Source organism: Rugamonas rivuli, from assembly GCF_009380165.1.
Lineage (GTDB): Bacteria > Pseudomonadota > Gammaproteobacteria > Burkholderiales > Burkholderiaceae_D > Rugamonas > Rugamonas rivuli.
The window spans coordinates 570001-588837 of record NZ_WHUF01000002.1; the positions used below are offsets into that span (position 1 = coordinate 570001).

At 65.1% G+C, this 18837-nt stretch carries 14 protein-coding genes and 1 tRNA gene; 5 read left to right on the forward strand and 10 right to left on the reverse strand.

The genetic code is table 11. The features are described 5' to 3' along the window. Positions 1-48: 48 nt before the first annotated feature. The gene (locus GEV01_RS31410; RefSeq protein WP_152803157.1) at positions 49-1710 is read right to left on the reverse strand and encodes a methyl-accepting chemotaxis protein; all 1662 of its coding nucleotides are present in this window, start codon (positions 1708-1710) and stop codon (positions 49-51) included. Positions 1711-1849: 139 nt separating this feature from the next. Between GEV01_RS31410 and bla the strand changes: the two genes are divergently transcribed. Then, positions 1850-2659 (forward strand): subclass B3 metallo-beta-lactamase, encoded by an 810-nt coding sequence (bla, locus tag GEV01_RS07735; RefSeq protein WP_235914276.1) that lies wholly within the window; start codon positions 1850-1852, stop codon positions 2657-2659. Between the two features lie 14 nt (positions 2660-2673). Continuing rightward, entirely contained in the window at positions 2674-3363 is a 690-nt protein-coding gene (locus GEV01_RS07740; protein WP_328595456.1) for an alpha/beta fold hydrolase, read from the forward strand. On the opposite strand, the gene GEV01_RS07745 is transcribed toward GEV01_RS07740, so the two are convergent. The 7 genes from GEV01_RS07745 to fdnG form a co-directional block, all read right to left on the reverse strand. Continuing rightward, a tRNA-Sec gene (locus GEV01_RS07745) sits at positions 3348-3443 on the reverse strand. The genes GEV01_RS07740 and GEV01_RS07745 overlap by 16 nt on opposite strands. 6 nt (positions 3444-3449) lie before the next feature. After that, the gene (selB, locus tag GEV01_RS07750) at positions 3450-5351 is read right to left on the reverse strand and encodes a selenocysteine-specific translation elongation factor (protein WP_152803162.1); all 1902 of its coding nucleotides are present in this window, start codon (positions 5349-5351) and stop codon (positions 3450-3452) included. Continuing rightward, on the reverse strand, positions 5348-6826 hold the full coding sequence (gene selA / locus GEV01_RS07755; protein WP_408014823.1) for an L-seryl-tRNA(Sec) selenium transferase: 1479 nt from the start codon (positions 6824-6826) through the stop codon (positions 5348-5350). The genes selB and selA overlap by 4 nt, the downstream gene beginning before the upstream one ends. Then, the gene (fdhE, locus tag GEV01_RS07760) at positions 6823-7821 is read right to left on the reverse strand and encodes a formate dehydrogenase accessory protein FdhE (RefSeq protein ID WP_152803164.1); all 999 of its coding nucleotides are present in this window, start codon (positions 7819-7821) and stop codon (positions 6823-6825) included. The genes selA and fdhE overlap by 4 nt, the downstream gene beginning before the upstream one ends. A gap of 70 nt (positions 7822-7891) precedes the next feature. Further along, positions 7892-8545: a formate dehydrogenase subunit gamma gene (locus GEV01_RS07765; RefSeq protein ID WP_152803165.1), complete on the reverse strand. Its 654-nt coding sequence runs from the start codon at positions 8543-8545 to the stop codon at positions 7892-7894. Next, on the reverse strand, positions 8542-9456 hold the full coding sequence (gene fdxH, locus GEV01_RS07770) for a formate dehydrogenase subunit beta (protein ID WP_152803167.1): 915 nt from the start codon (positions 9454-9456) through the stop codon (positions 8542-8544). The genes GEV01_RS07765 and fdxH overlap by 4 nt, the downstream gene beginning before the upstream one ends. Positions 9457-9475: 19 nt before the next feature. After that, positions 9476-12547 carry a formate dehydrogenase-N subunit alpha gene (gene fdnG / locus GEV01_RS07775; protein WP_152803169.1) on the reverse strand — a complete coding sequence of 1024 codons (3072 nt, stop codon included), beginning with the start codon at positions 12545-12547 and terminating at the stop codon, positions 9476-9478. Positions 12548-12794: 247 nt separating this feature from the next. On the opposite strand from fdnG, the gene GEV01_RS07780 reads away from it, so the two are divergent. The 3 genes from GEV01_RS07780 to GEV01_RS07790 are packed head-to-tail and all read left to right on the forward strand — an operon-like array spanning position 12795 to position 15112. Further along, entirely contained in the window at positions 12795-13289 is a 495-nt protein-coding gene (locus GEV01_RS07780) for a nuclear transport factor 2 family protein (protein ID WP_152803170.1), read from the forward strand. Between the two features lie 42 nt (positions 13290-13331). Further along, positions 13332-14366 carry a sensor histidine kinase gene (locus GEV01_RS07785; protein WP_328595457.1) on the forward strand — a complete coding sequence of 345 codons (1035 nt, stop codon included), beginning with the start codon at positions 13332-13334 and terminating at the stop codon, positions 14364-14366. After that, the gene (locus tag GEV01_RS07790) at positions 14363-15112 is read left to right on the forward strand and encodes a LytR/AlgR family response regulator transcription factor (RefSeq protein ID WP_152803173.1); all 750 of its coding nucleotides are present in this window, start codon (positions 14363-14365) and stop codon (positions 15110-15112) included. Before GEV01_RS07785 ends, GEV01_RS07790 begins: the two co-directional genes overlap by 4 nt. On the opposite strand, the gene GEV01_RS07795 is transcribed toward GEV01_RS07790, so the two are convergent. Beyond that, positions 15109-16656, reverse strand: a complete 1548-nt coding sequence (locus GEV01_RS07795; protein WP_152803175.1) for a histidine-type phosphatase — start codon at positions 16654-16656, stop codon at positions 15109-15111. The two genes, GEV01_RS07790 and GEV01_RS07795, sit on opposite strands and share 4 nt — an antisense overlap. Positions 16657-16659: 3 nt before the next feature. Further along, positions 16660-18771: a TonB-dependent siderophore receptor gene (locus tag GEV01_RS07800; RefSeq protein WP_152803177.1), complete on the reverse strand. Its 2112-nt coding sequence runs from the start codon at positions 18769-18771 to the stop codon at positions 16660-16662. Positions 18772-18837 lie beyond the last annotated feature (66 nt).

Sequence of the window (18837 nt, forward strand, 5' to 3'; positions counted from 1 at the left end):
CCCTGCCGCGAATGACCACGCCGGCCCGGCGCCGTCCATGAAAATTGTTCAGTACGCCCCTATACTCAGGTGTGCTTCGGGGTGGGCCGCGTGCTGCGTGGCGGCGGCGCGCGGACGGGGCGCGGGGATGGCATGCACGGCGGCCGTCTGGCCCGCACCGTCCACCGTGAACACGCTGACCAGCTCAGCCAGATGGCTCGATTGTCCCCGCAGCGATTCCGCCGCCGCGGCCGCCTGCTCCACCAGTGCGGCGTTCTGCTGCGTCGCGCCGTCCATCTCGATGATGGCCCGGTTGATCTGTTCGATGCCGGCCTGCTGCTCGGTGCCGGCGTGCAGGATCTGCTCCATGATGTCGCTGACGCGCCGCACGCTGGCGACCATGTCGGTCATGGTCAGCCCGGCCTCGTCCACCAGCGTGGCGCCGTTGGCGATGGTCTCGACCGACATGCCGATCAGCTGCTTGATGTCCTTGGCGGCGCCGGCCGAGCGCTGCGCCAGGTTGCGCACCTCGGTGGCGACCACGGCGAAGCCGCGCCCCTGTTCGCCGGCCCGGGCCGCCTCCACCGCCGCGTTCAAGGCCAGCAGATTGGTCTGGAAGGCGATGCCGTCGATCACGCCGATGATGTCGACGATCTGTTTCGACGAGGCGGTGATCGACTCCATCGTCGTCACCACCTGCGCCACCACCTCGCCGCCGCGCGCGGCCACGCCGGACGCGGCCGACGCCAGCTGGTTGGCCTGGCGCGCAAACTCGGCGTTCTGCTTGACGGTGGCGGTCAGCTGCTCCATCGACGACGCCGTCTCTTCCAGCGAGCCGGCCTGCATCTCGGTGCGGGAAGACAGGTCCAGGTTGCCGCTGGCGATCTGGTTCGACGCCGTGGCGACCGCATCGGTGCCGGCGCGCACCTCGCCGACGATGGCCGACAGCCGCTCGCGCATCGCCGCGATGCTGTGCAGCAGGCTGGAACGATCGCCCGGCCGCAGTGCGACATGGACCGTCAGGTCGCCGGCGGCGATGCGGTCGGTGATGCCGGCGGCATAGGCCGGCTCGCCGCCCAGTTGCCGGATCAGCGAGCGGCTGATCAGCCAGCCCAGCGCCGCCGCCAGCAGCACCGAGGCTGCGCTCAGCGCCACGATCATCCATGCCGACTGCTCGCTGCGCTCATGGATGCCGACGCCGATCTCGTCGATCACCGCCGTCTGGCGCGCGATCAGCAGCTGCAGGCTGGCCAGGTAAGCCTCGCTGGCCGGCAGGAATTCCTGGTCGATCAGGCGGCGGACCTGCTCGGGATCGCCGCCGCTCTTTTCCGCCAGCAGGCGCTTGCGCACGGCCAGATACTGCGTGCGCTTGTCGGCGGCGGCCGCGAACAGCGCCTTGGCGGCCGGGTCGGTCATCAGTTCGGTGATTTGCCGCAGGTCTTCGGTGGCCAGCTTGGAAGTGCGGGCGATGCCGTCCTCGAAGAACTTCTGCATCGCCGGATCGGTGGCCTTGGCCGCCGCCAGCGATCGCTGCAGATTGACTTCGACCAGCGACTTCCAGTGCATGATCAGGCGCTCCACCTTGAGGCGCCCGGTCAGCAGATTGTTGGTGTCTTCGGCCGTGCTGCGTATGCTGAACCAGCTGGTGAGGGCGATGGACAGCAACAGCAGCAGGGTAGCGCCAAAGCCGATGGTTAGCCGTTTGCCAACCTTCATGTCAGATAAGTTCATGGGGCATGTCCTCGATGGAAAAGGACATACTGCTGCTGAAATAATCCACCCGTCTTGATCAAGGTACAATGCCGTGCTCTTCAACCCATCCCCAACACCATTCATGATCAAAATCTGCGTGGCGGGCGCGTTGTGCGCCATGGCCGCTTTCGCAAATGCGCATAATCTCGACGGCTGGAACAAACCGGTCGAGCCATTCCAGATCTACGGCAACAGCTACTATGTCGGCGTATCCGGCCTCAGTTCGGTGCTGGTGACGTCGCCCCAAGGCCACATCCTGATTGATGGCTTGCTTCCCGATTCCCCCAGGCTGATCGCCGCCAGCATCCGCAAGCTGGGCTTCCGCCTGCGCGACGTCAAGCTGATACTGAGTTCGCACGACCACTGGGACCACGCCGGCGGCATCGCCGAACTGCAGCGCATGACGGGGGCGGCGGTGGTCGCCAGCCCGGCGACGGCGGACGCGCTGAAGCAGGGCCACATGGGCGAGGACGATCCCCAGTTCGAAGGCAACACGCCATATGCCAGGGTGGCCAAGGTGCGCACGGTGCGCGATGGGGAAGTGGTCAAACTGGGACCGCTGGCCATGACCGCGCTGTACACGCCAGGCCACTCGACGGGCGGCACCAGCTGGACCTGGAACGCCTGCGAGCAGGGCCGCTGCGCCAGCATGGTGTTCGCGGACAGTATCAATCCGATATCCAGCGGCGACTACAAGTTCAGCGCCCATCCGGCCGTGTTGAAGCAGTATGAACAAAGCTACGCAGCGTTGGAAAAGGCGGCGTGCGACATCGTCGTCTCCGGGCACCCGGACTTCACCGGCATGTGGGACAAGGTCAAGAGCGGCAAGCCGCACGCCCTGCTCGATGGCGGCGAAGGCTGCAAGGCCTACGTCCAGCAGTCGCGCGAGAAGCTCAGCAAGCGCCTGGCAGAGGAGGCGGGCAACTGATCGTCGATTTCGATGTGGCCTACGAAGGCATCGTGCTGAAGGGCGACCAGTTCGTCGGCGCCGCCAGCAACCGCCTGATGTACCTGCACGGCGCGGGCACCGGCAGCCGCCATGGACATCATCTGTTGCGTAGCGCCTTGCAGCAGCGGGGCATAGGCAGCACCAGCTTCGACTGCATCGGCCATGGCGACACCGGCGGCGCGCTGGCGCAATCGTCGGTGGCCAGCCGCACGCGCCAGGCGCAGGCGGTGGTCGAGGCGCGCGGCGTGCCGCAGCCACTGGCGATCGTGGGCGCCAGCATGGGCGCCTACAACGCCGTGCGCATGACGCAAAGCCATCGCGTCGACGCGCTGGTGCTGATCGTGCCCGGCGTGTACACGCCGTCTGCATACGAGGTGCCGTTCGGTCCTGACTTCTCGGCGGTGATACGGCGCGAGCGCAGCTGGTCCGACAGCGACGCATGGGACATCCTGTCGCGCTTCGAAGGCCGGCTGCTGGTGATCGCCGCCGAACACGACGCCACCATCCCGCTGGAGATTCCGCAGCGCCTGGTCGCCGCCGCCACGCGCGCGCAATCGAGCCGCCTGCACGTGGTGCAGGGAGCGGAACACAATCGCCTATGGTCGCTGCTGGCGGAAGACCCGCCCAGCTTTGAAGCGGCCGTCGATATGGTGGCCGATACGGTGAATGGCGGAAGGCAGTAGGAGTCGAACTTACAGGGGAGCGTCTGACGCCCCCCACCGGGTTTGAAGCCCGGCCCCATCACCGGATGAGTATGCCTTCCCTGGTACTACTCGCCACTGTACAGCCAGACCGCGTTTGGCCGTATCAAGTGGGTGTTGCCCACGCGCCGAGTATAGCCGACGCGATCGAAGAACTCCAATATCTGTATGGCCCGCTTGCGACCCAGGCCGGCGGCGTCGCGGAACGAGGACGCTTGCACTTCGGGCAGCGCCATCACCAGCTCCGCCAGTTCGGCCAGGCGCTGCGGATGGTAGAACAGGTCCGGCACCACCTGGCTGATCTCTCCCGTCCGGGATAGCTTGAGTAGCAGGCGGCGCAGCTCCGCCTCCGGCAGCGCGTGTTCGCGCGACAGGTCGCGCACCCAGGGCGGATCGAAGCGGCCCTCCAGCAGGGACGCCAGCAACGGCGCGGCTTGCGCCTTCTCGCTGTCGCTCAGTTCTGCGCTGTGGCCTGGCAGGTGCAGGCTGCGTCCGCGCTGCCTTATCCGGTCGTCGCCGATCAAAGTGTCGATCAGGCGGCTCCACAAGCGGTCCTCCATTTCGGGCGCCACGATGCGCTTGAGGCGCCATCGTTCGGGGCCGGCGTCGTCGGGTGCGCGTTCGTGGAATCCGGCCAGGCCGTTCAGGATGAGCGCTTCCAGCGCCGGCACTTCGGCGCCGGCCAGCAGCAGCCGGTCGCCGCCCTGCAGGGCAATGTCGATGGTGTCTTGCGGCAGCGCGATCCGTTTGGCGGGAAGCTGCGACAGGCGTACCAGCGCCGACATCCGCAAGCCGAGCGGACTGCGCGCCAGCAGCGCGCCGATATCGCCGCCGTTGATGAAGTCCGACAAAGCCTGCAACCACGCCAGCCGCGCTGCGCTGCGCCGCTTGCGCGACGGGCCGAAGGGATCGAGCACGACGCCGCCGCCGACGGTGGCGGTGGCCTGGGCGTTGCGGATCACGAAGCGGTCGCCGGGAACGGCATGCACGGGCACGGGCAGCACCAGCTGCACGCGGGCGGTTTGTCCAGGCGCCAGCAGGTCGCCGTCCAGAAGCACTACGTTGGCCGTGCGATGCGCGGCGCCCAGGTGCACGTGCACCGGCGACCAGGGTTTCAATGTCTGGCCGCAGTCCGGCATCAGCGTCAGTTCGGCATCGATGCGTTCGGAGCAGGCCGCGAGCGCAGGCGCCACGACCCATGTTCCGCGCTCGATGTCTTCCTTGGCCACCCCGCCCAGGTTCAATGCCAGCCGCTGGCCGGCGCGGCCGGTATCGGCGCTGCTGTTCTGCGCGTGGATGCTGCGCACGCGCGCCTGCTGGCCGCCTGGGGCCAGCTGCAGCATGTCGCCGGCGCGGACGCTGCCCGCCAGCGCGGTGCCGGTGACGATGGTGCCCTGGCCCTGCAATGTGAATACCCGGTCCACGCCAAGCCGGAACAGGCGGCGTTCGTCGGCGGCAGGCAGCACCGCCGCCATCTCCGACAGATGCCGCAGCAGCGCATCGACGCCCGCGTCGCCGGCCGTGGCGGCGTTGGTGCGGAAGATCCGGGCGCCGGCGAAATCGGTGGATGCCAGCAGGGCCTCGATTTCAAGCGCCACCTGATCCACGCGCTGTGTGTCGGCCCGGTCTATCTTGGTCAGCGCCACCGCGCCGCGCCGCACGCCCAGCAGGCGCAGGATGGCGAGGTGCTCCAGCGTTTGCGGCATGATGCCGTCGTCGGCGGCGATCACCAGCAGTGCGGCGTCGATGCCGGTGACGCCGGCGGCCATGGTGCGGATGAATTTCTCGTGGCCCGGCACGTCGATTACGCCGAGGATCTCGCCGTTTTCAAGCGGCGCGTAGGCGTAACCGAGTTCGATCGAGATGCCGCGTGCCTTCTCTTCCTTCAGCCGGTCGGTATCGACGCCGGTGAGCGCGCGCGTGAGCGTGGTCTTGCCGTGGTCGATGTGGCCTGCGGTGCCGACGATCATACGGCCAGCAGCGCCAGTTGATCGGCAAAGCGCTGGCGCTGGTGGTCGTCCAGGCAGCGCAGGTCCAGCCACAGCGCATCCTGCGCGACGCGGCCGATCACCGGCAGCGGCAAGGCGCGCAGGCGCTGCTCCAGCAGGCCCAGCGCGTTGCTGACGCGGCCAGTCGCGGCGGCGCGTATCACCAGTCCGTGGCTGGGCAACTGGTCGACGGGCAGGGCGCCGCTGCCGATCTGGCTCATCATCGGCTCGGCGCCGACTTCATAGCCGGCGCCCAGCGCCGCCTGCAATGGCGGCAGCAGCGCCTGCGCCAGCTCGCGCATGGCTGCCGCGGGGCGGGTCAGCAGCTTCAGGGTGGTCAGGCGTTCGGGCAGCAGGTCCGGCGCGCGGTACAGCGCAAGCACCGGCTCCAGCGCCGCCAGCGTCAGTTTGCCGACGCGCAGTGCGCGCTTGAGCGGATTCTTCTTGATCTGGGCAATCAGGTCGGCGCGGCCGACGATGATGCCGCATTGCGGCCCGCCCAGCAGCTTGTCGCCGCTGAAGGTGACGAGGTCGGCGCCGCCTTCTATGGTCTCGCGCACCGTGGTCTCGTGCGGCAGGCCGTATTGTTCGAGGTCGACCAGCGTGCCACTGCCAAGGTCCACCGTCAGCGGGATGTGGTGCTGCTTCGACAGCGGCGCCAGCTCCGGCAGCTCCACGCTTTTGGTGAAGCCGGTGATGGCGTAGTTACTGCAATGGACCTTCATCATCAGCGCGGTCTGTGGGCCGGCGGCTTCGGCGTAGTCCTTCAGGTGGGTGCGGTTGGTGCTGCCCACTTCGCGCAGCACGGCGCCGGCGCGTGTCATGATGTCCGGGATGCGGAAGGCACCGCCGATTTCCACCAGCTCGCCGCGCGAGACGATCACCTCCTTGCCTTGGGCGAGGGTGTTCAGCATCAGCAGCACGGCGGCGGCGTTGTTGTTGACGATGGTGGCCGCTTCGGCGCCCGTCAGCTCCAGCAGCAGATCTTCGATCAGGTTGTCGCGGTCGCCGCGCTTGCCGGTGTCGATATCCCATTCCAGGTTCATCGGCCAGCGCAGCGCCTCGGCCACGGCTTGCACCGCGCTGTCGGGCAGCAGGGCGCGGCCAAGGTTGGTGTGCAGGACGGTGCCGGTCAGGTTGAAGACGGGCCGCAGCGGCGAGCGGTTGGCGTCGCGCAGGCGCTCGGACAGCATGGCCAGCAGGGCGGGGATGCCGGTGTCGCCCGTTGCGGCGACGGGCACGCCGTCACGGCGGCGAGCCAGCATGACGCTGCGCAGTTCGGCCAGCAGCACGCGGGCCGCTTCCAGCGTTTGTACGCGGCCGTATTCGGCGATCAGCGGCGCGCATGCGGCGTCGGACAGGATCAGGTGGACGGCCGGGAGGTGGATGGCGCCTGCCGCCATAGACGCGTGGGCTTCGGCGCGCGCAGGCGAGGTGGTTTCCGGCTTGGCGCTCATTCGGCGTTGAACCACAGCAGAGGGTTGCCGCTGGCGCGGGCGTAACCCGCTTCGCCGACCAGCAGATCCAGCGCCAGGCTGGCCAGGTCGTCCGCCAGCGGCTCCACGTTGTAGTCGTGTTCCTGATTGAAGATCTTGCGGTAGGTGCGGCAGTCATCGCAGGTTTCGGCGCGCGCGACCTTGCTGGGATCATTGGCCTTGCTGGTGCTTTCCGGTGCGTCGCTCGCATCGGCCGGCTCCAGGCTCTGGTAGGCGATGCGCGAGGTATGTTCGCAGCACGAGCACTTGACCCGCACCATATGCCATTCGCTTGCGCAGCAGCTGCACTGCAGGTAGCGGTAGCCCTGCGACTGGCCGCCGATGCGGATCACGCTGGCCACCGGATGCGCGCCGCACACCGGACACAGGGTGTTCGTCACCAGCGGCTGCACGCGCTGCGCATCGAGCTGGCCGGCACGCATGGTCCACATCACTTGCAGGGCCGCGGCCACGAACGGCGCGTGCAGCGGATGCACGCTGTCGGTCAGCTCGGCCAGCACGGCGTCGGCGCAGCCTTCCAGTTCCGCGCTTTCGAGCCCGCGCAGTTCGGCCAGCACGGCGGCAATCTGCGGCTGGCCTTCCGCCAGCGTGTCCAGCTGATCGAGCAAGGCGTCGAACACCGCGCGCCACGACGGCGGCCGCGCGCCGCTGACCGGCAGCGGCGGCATATTGTGCTCAAGCGAGACGTCGATGTCCGCCGCATCGGGCAGCGCGAAGGTCTCCGCCGGAAGGGCGTGCGCCACGGCGGCCTGCGCGTCCACCAGAGCCGCCATCAGCAGCAGATAGCCGCGCAGCGTTTCGCCGACGGGGATACCTTTGATTTCATTCTTGGCAAGCTGGCGAAGGCGGGCGGCGCGCGCCGCGAAGAGGCTGCGCGGTTGCGGCAGCAGCAGGCGTGGTATGGCGTTGTGATCGAGCGCTTCGATCTCGCCGGGGGCAAGCAGACGTTGTACCAAGATGTCTCCCAGATTGCCGGCGGCGACAGCGCCGCCGGCCCGAAGACTATTCTAATCCTAAAATGCCGGGCTAATCACGCGATTTGCGGGCGACCTCCTCAAACCAGCGCGGATGATGTTTTCGCGCCCAGCCATAGGTCACGGTGCCGCGCACCATGGCGCCGATCGACCCCTTCACCCACAGGCCGGCGTAGATGTGCACCACGATCGAGCAGATGATGACGAAAGCGCAGAACGCGTGCAGCAGCGCGGCGAAGCGCACGATCTCGATGGGGAAGTAGAACGCAAAGTATGTGCGCCAGATCACCACGCCGGACAGCAGCAGTCCGCACATGCAGAAGATCAGCACATAGAACAGCAGCTTCTGTCCCGCGTTGTAGCGGCCGACCTTGGGCAGCTTGTCCTCTCGGTTGTTGACGACGTCGCCGATCTGCTCCAGCCACTGCTTGTCGCCCGGCTCGAACCGGTTGTGATGCCAGAAGCGCAGCACCAGCAGCGCGAACGACACAAACATCACCAGCCCGATAAACGGATGCAGGATGCGGGTCCACTGGCCGCCGCCCAAAAACACGGCCAGCCAGGCGGTCGCCGGATGGAACATCGCCAGTCCGGACACCGCTAGCAGGATGAAGCAGATGGCGGTGATCCAGTGGTTGCTGCGTTCATTCGGCGTGTAGCGTTCGATCAGCGGATTGCCGTCCTTGTCGCGATCAGGGGTGTTCATTTTTCGCTCTCCCGGATACGGTTGGCCTCATGCAGCGCCTCGGCTTCTTCGTCCCTGCTGACCTCATTCGGACCCACGCGCGAGTAGTGGAACCAGCCCGCCAGCGCGGTGACGGCAATGCCGGCCAGCGCCAGTGGCTTGGTCAATCCCTTCCACAGGCCGACCATGGGGCTGATGCTCGGATTGGCTTTCAGGCCGTGGTAAAGGCCCGGCTGGTCCGCATGGTGCAGCACATACATCACGTGGGTGCCGCCGACGCCTGCCGGGTCATACAGGCCGGCGTTGGCGTAGCCGCGCGACTTCAGGTCTTCGATGCGTTCGGCGGCATGGTCCTTCATGTCCTCCTTGGTGCCGAAGACGATGGCGCCGGTGGGGCAGGTCTTGACGCAGGCCGGTTCCTGGCCCACGGCCACGCGGTCCGAGCACAGCGTGCACTTGTAGGCGCGGTCGTCCTTCTTGGAGATGCGCGGCACGTCGAACGGACAGCCGGCCACGCAGTAGCCGCAGCCGATGCAGTTCTCCTGATGGAAGTCGACGATGCCGTTGGTGTACTGGACGATGGCCCCCGGCGCGGGGCAGGCCTTGAGGCAGCCCGGATCCTCGCAGTGCATGCAGCCGTCTTTGCGTATCAGCCATTCGAGGTTGCCGTCGTTGGTCTCGTGTTCCGAGAAGCGCATCACGGTCCACGATTGCGGCGACAGGTCGATGGGATTGTCGTACACGCCGGTGGTTTCGCCGATGTCGTCGCGCAGGTCATTCCATTCCATGCAGGCGGTCTGGCAGGCCTTGCAGCCTATGCACTTCGACACGTCGATCAGCTTGGCGACGGTGCCGGTGACGGGCGTGCGCGCCTCCGGCTCCTGCACCGTCGTCGCCGACATGCGCTTGATATCAAGGGATTGCAGTGCCATGGCTATTCTCCTCGGGCCGTCATGTTTTTTCCACCTTCACCAGGAAGGACTTGAATTCCGGTGTCTGTGAATTGCCGTCACCAACCGTCGGCGTGAGGGTGTTGATCAGGTAGCCCGGTTTGGTGACTCCCTTGAACCCGAAGTGGATCGGCAGCCCGACCTGGTGGGTCTTTTTGCCGTCGATGATGAGCGCCTTGATGCGCTTGGTGACAACCGCCTTCGCTACGATATGGCCCCGTTTGGAGCTGACCTTGACGCGGTCTCCGTGCGCGACGCCGAGCTCCTTGCCCAGCTCCTCGCCGATTTCGACGAACTGCTCCGGCTGGATGATGGCGTTCAGGCGCGCATGCTTGGTCCAGTAGTGGAAGTGCTCCGTCAGGCGGTAGCTGGTCGCCACGTGCGGGTACTCCGCCGCCTTGCCCAGTTTTGCCCTGTCGTTCGGGAACATGCGGCCGGCCGGATTGCTGGTGGCGCGCGCATTCGTCGGATGCAGCGGGTTGTGGCCGATCGGCGTTTCGAACGGCTCGTAGTGCTCGGGGAACGGCCCTTCGGCCATGGCGTCGCGCGAGAAGAAGCGGGCCACGCCTTCTGCCAGCATGATGAAGGGCCCCATGCCGTTTTCCGGCGGCTCGTCGGCCTTGAAGTCGGGGATGTCCGGCCCGGCCCAGTTGGTGCCGTTCCAGCCTATCAGCTTGCGGGTGGCATCCCACGGCTTGCCTTTCGGGTCGCAGGAGGCGCGGTTGTACAGGATGCGGCGGTTGGCCGGCCAGGCCCAGGCCCAGTTCAGCGTCTGGCCGATGCCGCTCGGGTCGGAGTTGTCGCGCCGTCCCATCTGGTTGCCGGCCGCTGTCCAGCAGCCGGCGAAGATCCAGCAGCCGCAAGCCGTGCTGCCGTCGTCGCGCAGCTGCGCGAAGCCGGCGACCTGCTCGTTCTTCTTCAGGATAACCTTGGTCGGGTCCTTCGGATCGGTGAGCTCCTTGAGTGCCTTGCCGTTGTACTCCATCGCCAGTTCTTCCGGCGTCGGGCTGTATGGCTTGGCGTAAGGCCAGGTCAGGTTGATGATAGGGTCGGGGAACTTGCCGCCGTCGGCCTGGTACGCTTTTTTGATGCGCAGGAAGATGCCGGACATGATCTCCAGATCGCTCTTCGTTTGCCCCGGACCGTCCGCGCCTTGCCAGTGCCATTGCAGCACGCGCGAAGAGCTGACCAGCGAACCGCGCTCCTCGGCGAAGCAGGTGGTCGGCAGGCGGAACACCTCGGTCTGGATCTTGGTCGGATCGACCTGGTGGAACTCGCCGAACGGACGCCAGAACTCCGCCGTCTCCACGGCCAGCGGGTCCATCACCACCAGGAACTTCAGCTTGGACAAGGCTTCCGTGATCTTCTGCTTGTCCGGCGCCGAGGCCAGGATGTTGAAGCCCTGGCAGATGTAGCCGTTCATTTTCCCTTGATGCATCAGCTCAAACGCCTGCATCATGTCGTAGGGCTTGTCCAGCTTGGGCAGGTAGTCGAAGGCGTAGTTGTTTTCCTCCGTCGCCGCATCGCCCCACCAGCACTTCATGAAGCTGACCAGGAATTTCTTCGCATTGCTGTAGTAGCTGAGCTGATTCGGACGCAAAGGCTTGAGCGCGCGCTTGGCGGCGTAGGCCTCGAAGTCCTGCTCCGCCTCGCCGGGCAGTGTCAGGTAGCCGGGCAGCATATTGGTCAGCAGCCCCAGGTCGGTCAGGCCCTGGATGTTGGAGTGGCCGCGCAGCGCGTTCATGCCGCCGCCGGCAATGCCGATATTCCCCAGCAGGAGCTGCACCATGGCGCCGGTGCGCAGCGTTTCCGCGCCGGTGGAGTGCTGCGTCCAGCCCAGCGCATACAGGATGGTGGCGGCGCGGCCCGGCACGGCGGTCGACGCCAGCATCTCGGCGACCTTGTGGAATTTTTCCGGCGGCACGCCGCAGGCTTTCTCCACCATCTCCGGCGTGTAGCGCGAGTAGTGCTTCTTCATCAGCTGGTACACGCAGCGCGGGTGTTCGAGCGTGGGATCGATCTTGGCGAAACCGTCGTCGCCCATCTCGTAGTTCCAGCTGCTCTTGTCCGTGTACTTGCCGGCCTTTTCGTCCCAGCCCGAATACAGGCCGTCGTTGAAGGCGAAGTCCTCGCGCACGATGAAGGGCATGTCCGTGTAATTGCGGACGTACTCGTGCTGGATCTTGTCGTTCGTGAGCAGGTAGTTGATGATCCCGCCGAGGAAGACGATGTCCGCGCCCGTGCGGGTAGGGACGTAGTAGTCCGCCACCGAAGCGGTGCGGGTAAAGCGCGGATCGACCACGATCAACTTGGCGCCGCGATGCGCCTTCGCTTCCGTGACCCATTTAAAGCCGCAAGGGTGTGCTTCAGCTGCGTTGCCGCCCATGACCAGGATTACATCGGCGTTCTTGATGTCCACCCAGTGATTCGTCATCGCACCACGTCCAAATGTCGAGGCAAGACCTGCCACCGTCGGACCGTGTCATACGCGTGCTTGATTGTCGAATGCCAGCATGCCCAGACTGCGCATGGTTTTGTGGGTCAGGTAGCCTACCTCGTTGGTGCCCGCCGACGCGCACAGCATGCCGGTGGTGGTCCAGCGGTTGACGGTCTTGCCGTCCGCCGTCTTGTCGATGAAATTGGCGTCGCGATCGGCCTTCATCAACTTGGCGATGCGGGTCAGCGCATCATCCCAGGACATCTTGCTCCATTCGGTCGCACCGGGTGCGCGGTACTCGGGCACCAGCAGGCGGTTTTCGGAGTGGATGAAATCGATGAGGCTTGCGCCCTTCGGGCACAGCGTGCCGCGGTTGACCGGATGGTCTGCATCACCTTCGATGTGGATGATGCTGGCCTTGGCGTTCTTGGCGCCGTCGCCCAGACCGTACATGAGTATCCCGCAGCCTACGGAGCAGTAGGGGCAGGTGTTACGGGTTTCGGTGCTGCGCGCCAGCTTGTACTGCCGGACTTCGGCCAGGGCCGTTGCCGGCGCAAAGCCGAGGAGCGCGATGCTCGAACCCGCGATGGTTGCGCCAGTCACCCGAAGGAACTGACGCCTGGTCATCTGGTTCATGGGGGAAGCCTCTCATAATATGAAAAGACCTACCAAGTCTATCACTATAAAAAAGAGAGCCTCGTAACGATTTGAATCAAACGTTGCGTTTGTGACAGTGAATAGTTTCCGTGTGGATACAATCACCGCCTGCGAGGGGCTACACCGCTTCGCCGCAATCCTTGCACGGCCCGGCGCATTCCGCTGGACCGGCGCGCATGGGGTGCTTATCGTGACTTCTTTACTTTTTAGTCACTTTGGAGCCTGTATGCGCATATTGTCTTCCCTTGCTTTTGTCGTCGCCGTATTGATATCGTGCGTCGCACCTGCGCGCGCCGCCGACGCAGCGCATGACGCCGACGTGGCGGCCATCCGCCAGGTCGTGCAGCAGTTTCAAGCCGCGATCATCGCCCATGACGGGAAAACCCTGGGCAGCCTGTTCCTGCAGGACCACGATAGCTGGCTGGCGGTCGACGATGCCACGACCTGGAACGAGATCAAGGCGAAGTTCCCGACGGCGCGCAAGGTGCGGCGCTCGACCTGGCAAAAGTTCGTGGAGTTTGTCCAGACGTCTCCCCAGCCGATCGAGGAGCGGTTCTACGATGTGCGCATCGATACGAATGGCGCCGTGGGTTCGGTGTACTTCAACTTCGACTTCCTCGCCGGCGGCAAGATCAACAACCGTGGCGCCGAAAGCTGGCAGATGGTGTACACCGAAGAGGGCTGGAAGATCAGCTCCATGCTTTTCTCGATCGGCAGCTAACACGTTAGAATCGCTGGTTTCCTATTTCCCCGGACAGTCTGCGTGAAAGAACCCGCTCCACACCTCGTCGCTGTCCTCGCGGCGCTGCCTGTCGCCGTCTGCATGGCGATCCTTGGATTGCCTGAGCTCGGCCACGGCTACGCCGCCGCCTTTCGCGGCTTGTATTTCGTGACCTGCATGGCGTGGATCGTTCCATTGGCCCTGCTGCAGCGCGCCTTGTGGCGCCGTGAGAGTTCGCTGCTGTTCACGGCGGTGGTGCTGCTGGCGGTCAGTTACCTGATGTCGATCGCGAATGCGGTGGCGGGGCAGTGCCTGGCAATCGCACTTGGGCTGCGGACCGATTATCGCTGGACAGGTCTGGCAAGGGAACTCGATGGCTGCTGGCTCGCGCTGATTGCCTTCTGCGCGGTGCATGCGGTGGCGGTGTACTACCTGTCTCTGCAACGCGCCCAGCTGCACCTCGCGCAAGCCCTCGCGCACGCGCGGGACGCCGAGCTGCGCGCCTTGCGTTTGCAGGTGAATCCGCACTTCCTCTTCAATACGCTGAACGGGATATCGGCTCTCGTCTCCGCCGGGGATAATCGCGAAGCCAATCGCATGATCAGCCGCGTTGCCGATTTTCTGCGCGCCACCCTCGCGCACGACGGTCGCCACGAACACGCGCTGGCCGAGGAACTGGCACTGATCGAGGCCTATCTCGACATCGAACAGGCCCGACTCGGCGAACGCCTGCGGGTGACGATGACGGCGGGTCCTGATGTGCTGGACGCTGCGGTTCCGTACCTGTTGCTGCAACCGCTGGTCGAGAATGCAATCCGTCACGGAATCGCACCGCTAGGCACGGCGGGCCGGCTCGACATCCGCGTGGAGCACACCGGCACGCACCTGGCTGTCGATTTGCTCAACGATGGACGCCGATCGGTATCCGAGGCGAGCGCCGGTTCCGGCATCGGCCTGGTCAACGTAGCCGAACGCCTGCGTCACCTGTACGGCGAGGAGCACCAGTTCAACGCCGATTGGCGCGACGACAGCCGCTTCCATGTGCGCCTGATGCTGCCGCTGCGTGCCGCAGCATGAAGTCCATCCCGATACGCGTTGCGATAGTCGACGACGAACCACTGGCGCGGCTCGCGCTGAGAACTCGGCTTGAGAACAGACCTGGCTTCGAGCTGGTCGCGGAATATGGCGACGGCGACACTGCCGTCGAGGGTCTGGCCGCGCTGCGTCCGGACCTCGTGTTCGTCGACGTCGAGATGCCCGGCCGTAGCGGCCTTGAAGTGCTGCGCGCACTGCCCAGTGACAGCAGGCCAATGGCGGTCCTGGTCACGGCCTACGACAGCTTCGCGTTGCAGGCATTCGATCTGGCCGCGCTTGACTACTTGCTCAAGCCAGTCGATGACGAGCGCCTGGACGAGGCGTTGGATCGCGCACGCCGCGCCTTCCCCTGGCGCCGGCAGAGCGACGCCACCCAGCCCGCGCCCTGGATACAGACGTTCACAGTACGGGCGGGAGCAAGCACTGTACTGGTGCGTACCAGCGAAGTTGAACGCATCGAATCGGATGGCGACTACGCGACGCTGTACGTGAGCGAGAAGACTTATCTGGTGCGCGAACGGTTGCACCAGCTTGCCATGCAGCTCGACCCGCTGCAATTCCAGCGTGTGCACCGCTCGGCGATTGTACGCATCGACATGGTGGCCGAACTGCGGGCGTTGACCAATCGCGACGCCATGCTGCGCTTGCGGGACGGCCGCCTCCTGCGCGCCAGCCGCACCTACATGCCGGCGTTACGGGAAGCGCTTGAGCGCCACAACGCGCGCTAGTTCGGCAGGTAGCAGGCGCGCAGCCGGGCGTAGTCGTAGAAATGGCTGCCGGGTGCGATCTTCGCCTGCGCGCATTCGCGCTTGAAGTCGAGTTCCTTCTCGTTGTACAGCATGCGAACCAGCGTGCGGCCCTGGTCATTGGTGTAGACATCCCATTGGATGTTGGCCGCCATCGGCGCGACCTGATCGCCGCGCCAGTTGCTGTTGCTGTAGCTGTAGGTCACGGCACGCGGCAGCTGCTCGGACATGCCGGGCAGGCCGAGTATGGCCGCCATCGGGATGACGATTTCGGCGTGGGCGAAGCGCAGCTTGGCGGCGTGCGACAGATTGCCCTTGGCGATGGCGTCCACTTCGCTGAAAAAATCGTCCAGCAGCGTTTGCGCCATGCGGTAATTGACTCCGCCGTTTTCGGCGATGCCTGGACCTTTGGTGTAGAAGGCGATGGCATCCTCGGTGGCCGCGAACACGGCGGCCTGCTGCGCGGGCATGTAGCGTGTGAAGTCGGCTTTCAGTTCGGCCTTCATGTCGGCGGCGGCCGCGTACAGGTCGTACAGCGCTTGCGCGGTGTCGACGGCGGATTTGATTTCGGTGTCGCCGTCGCCGGTCAGCTTGTTGGTGAACTTGCCGTCGGCGCTGGTGTAGCTGTAAGTGCCGGTGTTGGCGGCGCTGTAGCGGCCTTGGTCCAGACCCGCGACGAAGGCTGGCGTGAACAGGCGCTCCAGCACTGCCTTGGCGGCGGCAGACACCTGCGGCTGCGCCAGCAAGGCGGCCTCGCGTGCGTGCAGCTCCTCGCTCTTTGCCCATGCCTGGTATTGCTGGCTGGCCTGGTAGGTGGCGTGCAGCGGATCGCTGCTGTCGGCCACCGTGTCCTGCTTTGCGCTCAGCTTGTGGAAGTAGAGCAGGAAGCGGTCGGTGCCTGCGGGGCGGCTGTCGTGGTTCGTTTCGGCGCGCGGCGCCAGCGATGGCGGGCGCACGATCAGCGCTTGCAGATTCGGTTGTTGCGCCACCAGCGAGCCGGCGAAGTAGTCGCCGCTGTCGACGGCGCGGTCTTTGCCGGAGGTGACGAGCATGATCTGGCGCGGCTGTCTGCCTGCGCCGCCTGCGGCATCGAGGAACAGCTGCGGCAGGCGGCGCATCATGCGCTCGGCCAGCTGCTTGTGCTCCGTCACACCCTGCATGGTCTCGTTGCCGTAGCCCGGCCTGGTGATGCCCGTCACGCCGTAGCCCAGCAACGCATTGGCCTTCATCATTTGCAGAAGATCGTCACCCAGTTGCGCGCCCAGCGGCGTCAAGGCCTGTTCCTTGCCGGCCAACTGCCACAGCTGGTACAACGCCAGATCGGTCTTCATGCTGCTCAAACCGCGCGACCCATGCCGCGCCAGTAGCTGGGTGTAGACCGCGCGGTAGCCTTGCGGTGCGGCTTCGTAGCTGGCGCTGGCCTGCTGCGGTTGATACGGCGTCTTGGTTTGATAATACTGCTCGCCGAACGCGTTCAACAGCAACAGGGATAGCGCGGCGCCGGCCGCAAGGCGTGGTGGTTTCATACCTTAGAAGTCTACGCGAACATTCACGCTGGCGGTACGTGGCGAGCCGACGTTCAGGTAGTTCTCCTGGTAGTAGGTCCAGTACTTGCGGTTGGCGATATTCGAGATGTTGGCGCGCACGCTGACCATCTTGCCGAAGTAGCGGTGACGGTAGTTGAAGCCCGCGTCAAACAGCGTGTACGCAGGTAGCGTGTTGACGTTGGCTGCATCCATCGGCAACTCGCCCAGATACTGGGTGCCTACATGCAGGGCCAGGCCTGGCTGCACTTCGCGCCAGGTCGCCTGCACCGACACCTGACGACGCGGGGCGCCGACGGCGCGCTTGCCGGTGTAGGCCGCGGCGGCGTTTTCCAGCTTTGCGTCCAGCAGCATCAAGCCGCCTTCGATCGACAGATTCCTCGCAGCCTGCACCACGGTGTTGAATTCCACACCCTGATACTTGGATTCGCCGTCCGCCACATAGACGTTGGCGGCGTTGGTGTATTGCGCGCCGCGCTTGATGTGGAACAGCGCCGCGCTGGCGTTCCAGAAGCTGCGCTCCGTCTTGATGCCGACTTCGGCCTGCTTGCTCTTCAGCGGTGCGAAAGTCTGGTTGGCGTTGACGGTGGAAGTCGGCGCGCTGGAAGCCTGCTCCATCGCCTCGACGTAGCTGCCGTAGACGGTGGTGTCGGCGGCCGGCTTGTACATCAGCGCCACGGTCGGCGTGGTGCGCTGCGCCGGGTAGTTGGCGATGACGAGGCCCTTGGTGGAGTAGGCGTTGTCGTTGTAGCGGGTGTAGCGCGCGCCGGCCAGCACCGACCAGTTGTCGTTCAGTTTTACGGTGTCGCTGGCGAAGGCTGCTTCCTGGCGGGTGGCTTCGTCGCGGTAGGTGCCGCCGCTCCAGTTGATGCTGTCGACGTTTATGATGGTCGGCGCGTACAGGTTGCCGGTGCCCAGATAGGTCTTGGGTGTGACGGCCGAGGAGGTCGACGACAGGTTTTGCGAAGTGATGCCGGCGACGATTTCATGCGACAGGCCGAAGGCGTTGACCTTGCCTTCGAAGCTGGCCTGCGCCTGGTCGAAGTGGTAGCCGTGCAGCTCGGAGGTGACGCGGTCCTTGTAGTCGCCCTTGTTGCTGGTGATGTAGTACTGGTCCTTCTTGTAGACGCGGGTCGAGTTCGAAGTGCGGTACGACAGGTTGGCAATCCATTCAGGGCTAAGGCGGTATTCCATGCCGACGGTGGAAAGAGCGAATTCGACGTCGCTGCCTGCGCCCACGCTATTGAGTTTGCTGTCGCCGGCGATAGGCGAAGGCACCACGAACGATGGCGAGATGACGACATCGGTGCCGCCCACGCTCTTGCGGCGCTGGTAGATCGCATCGTAGGTGATCGCCACGTCGCGGTTGACGCGCCACTCCAGGTTCAGGCCCGCCGCGTTGCGTTTGATGGAGCCACTTTCTTCCTGTACGCCGCCGTCTTCATGCAGCAGGTTCAGACGATATCCGAAGTCGCCTTCCTGGCCCATGCGGCCGCCCATGTCGATATGTTCCTTGATCGCGCCGCCTTCCTGGTAGCCCAGCGCCGCGCTGAAGCTCTTGTCGGTGGTGGGGCGTTTGCTGACGTAGTTGACGATACCGCCCGGCGAACCGAAGCCGTACATAAAGCCGGTGAGGCCTTTCAGCACTTCCACGCTCTCGAACATCTCCAACGGCATTTCGGTGCCGCGGTTGACGTTGGCCAGGCCGTTGACCTTGTATCCGTTCAGGTCATCAAGGCGCAGGCCGCGCATCTGGATGGTGGCGGGGTGGGTGCTGATCGGCGGGCTGATGGCCGTCACCGAGGCGTCGTACTTCAACACTTCGGAAATGCTGGTGGCCAGGCGGTCCTCGATCTCGTCGCTGCTGACAGCCTTGGTGGAGAAGGGCGTATCCAGTTCCGACTTGCGGCCTAATGCACCGCCGCTCACGCTGTCGCCCAGTTTTTTCTTTTCCACCGTCGCCTTGATGACGACCTTGGACAGTGCGCCTTCGTTGCCGTCTTCAGTGGCAAAAGCGGCGCCGTGCAGCGCGCACAGGCCGGCGGCCGCGAGGGCCAGGTGCAAACGGGATCGGACGAACGGAGTAGTCGGGAACATGAGGACCTAGGGAAGAGGGACAATGGGTTTTATACAAAGTCGGCAATCTTATCGAACTTGTATGAC

What these genes read in the sequence shown, in the direction of transcription:
- GEV01_RS31410 (WP_152803157.1), bottom strand. Translation starts at nt 1,710, where the DNA reads ATGAACTTATCTGACATGAAGGTTGGCAAACGGCTAACCATCGGCTTT.
- bla (WP_235914276.1), top strand. Translation starts at nt 1,850, where the DNA reads ATGGCCGCTTTCGCAAATGCGCATAATCTCGACGGCTGGAACAAACCG.
- selB (WP_152803162.1), bottom strand. Translation starts at nt 5,351, where the DNA reads ATGATCGTCGGCACCGCAGGCCACATCGACCACGGCAAGACCACGCTC.
- selA (WP_408014823.1), bottom strand. Translation starts at nt 6,826, where the DNA reads ATGAGCGCCAAGCCGGAAACCACCTCGCCTGCGCGCGCCGAAGCCCAC.
- GEV01_RS07765 (WP_152803165.1), bottom strand. Translation starts at nt 8,545, where the DNA reads ATGAACACCCCTGATCGCGACAAGGACGGCAATCCGCTGATCGAACGC.
- fdxH (WP_152803167.1), bottom strand. Translation starts at nt 9,456, where the DNA reads ATGGCACTGCAATCCCTTGATATCAAGCGCATGTCGGCGACGACGGTG.
- GEV01_RS07780 (WP_152803170.1), top strand. Translation starts at nt 12,795, where the DNA reads ATGCGCATATTGTCTTCCCTTGCTTTTGTCGTCGCCGTATTGATATCG.
- GEV01_RS07790 (WP_152803173.1), top strand. Translation starts at nt 14,363, where the DNA reads ATGAAGTCCATCCCGATACGCGTTGCGATAGTCGACGACGAACCACTG.
- GEV01_RS07795 (WP_152803175.1), bottom strand. Translation starts at nt 16,656, where the DNA reads ATGAAACCACCACGCCTTGCGGCCGGCGCCGCGCTATCCCTGTTGCTG.
- GEV01_RS07800 (WP_152803177.1), bottom strand. Translation starts at nt 18,771, where the DNA reads ATGTTCCCGACTACTCCGTTCGTCCGATCCCGTTTGCACCTGGCCCTC.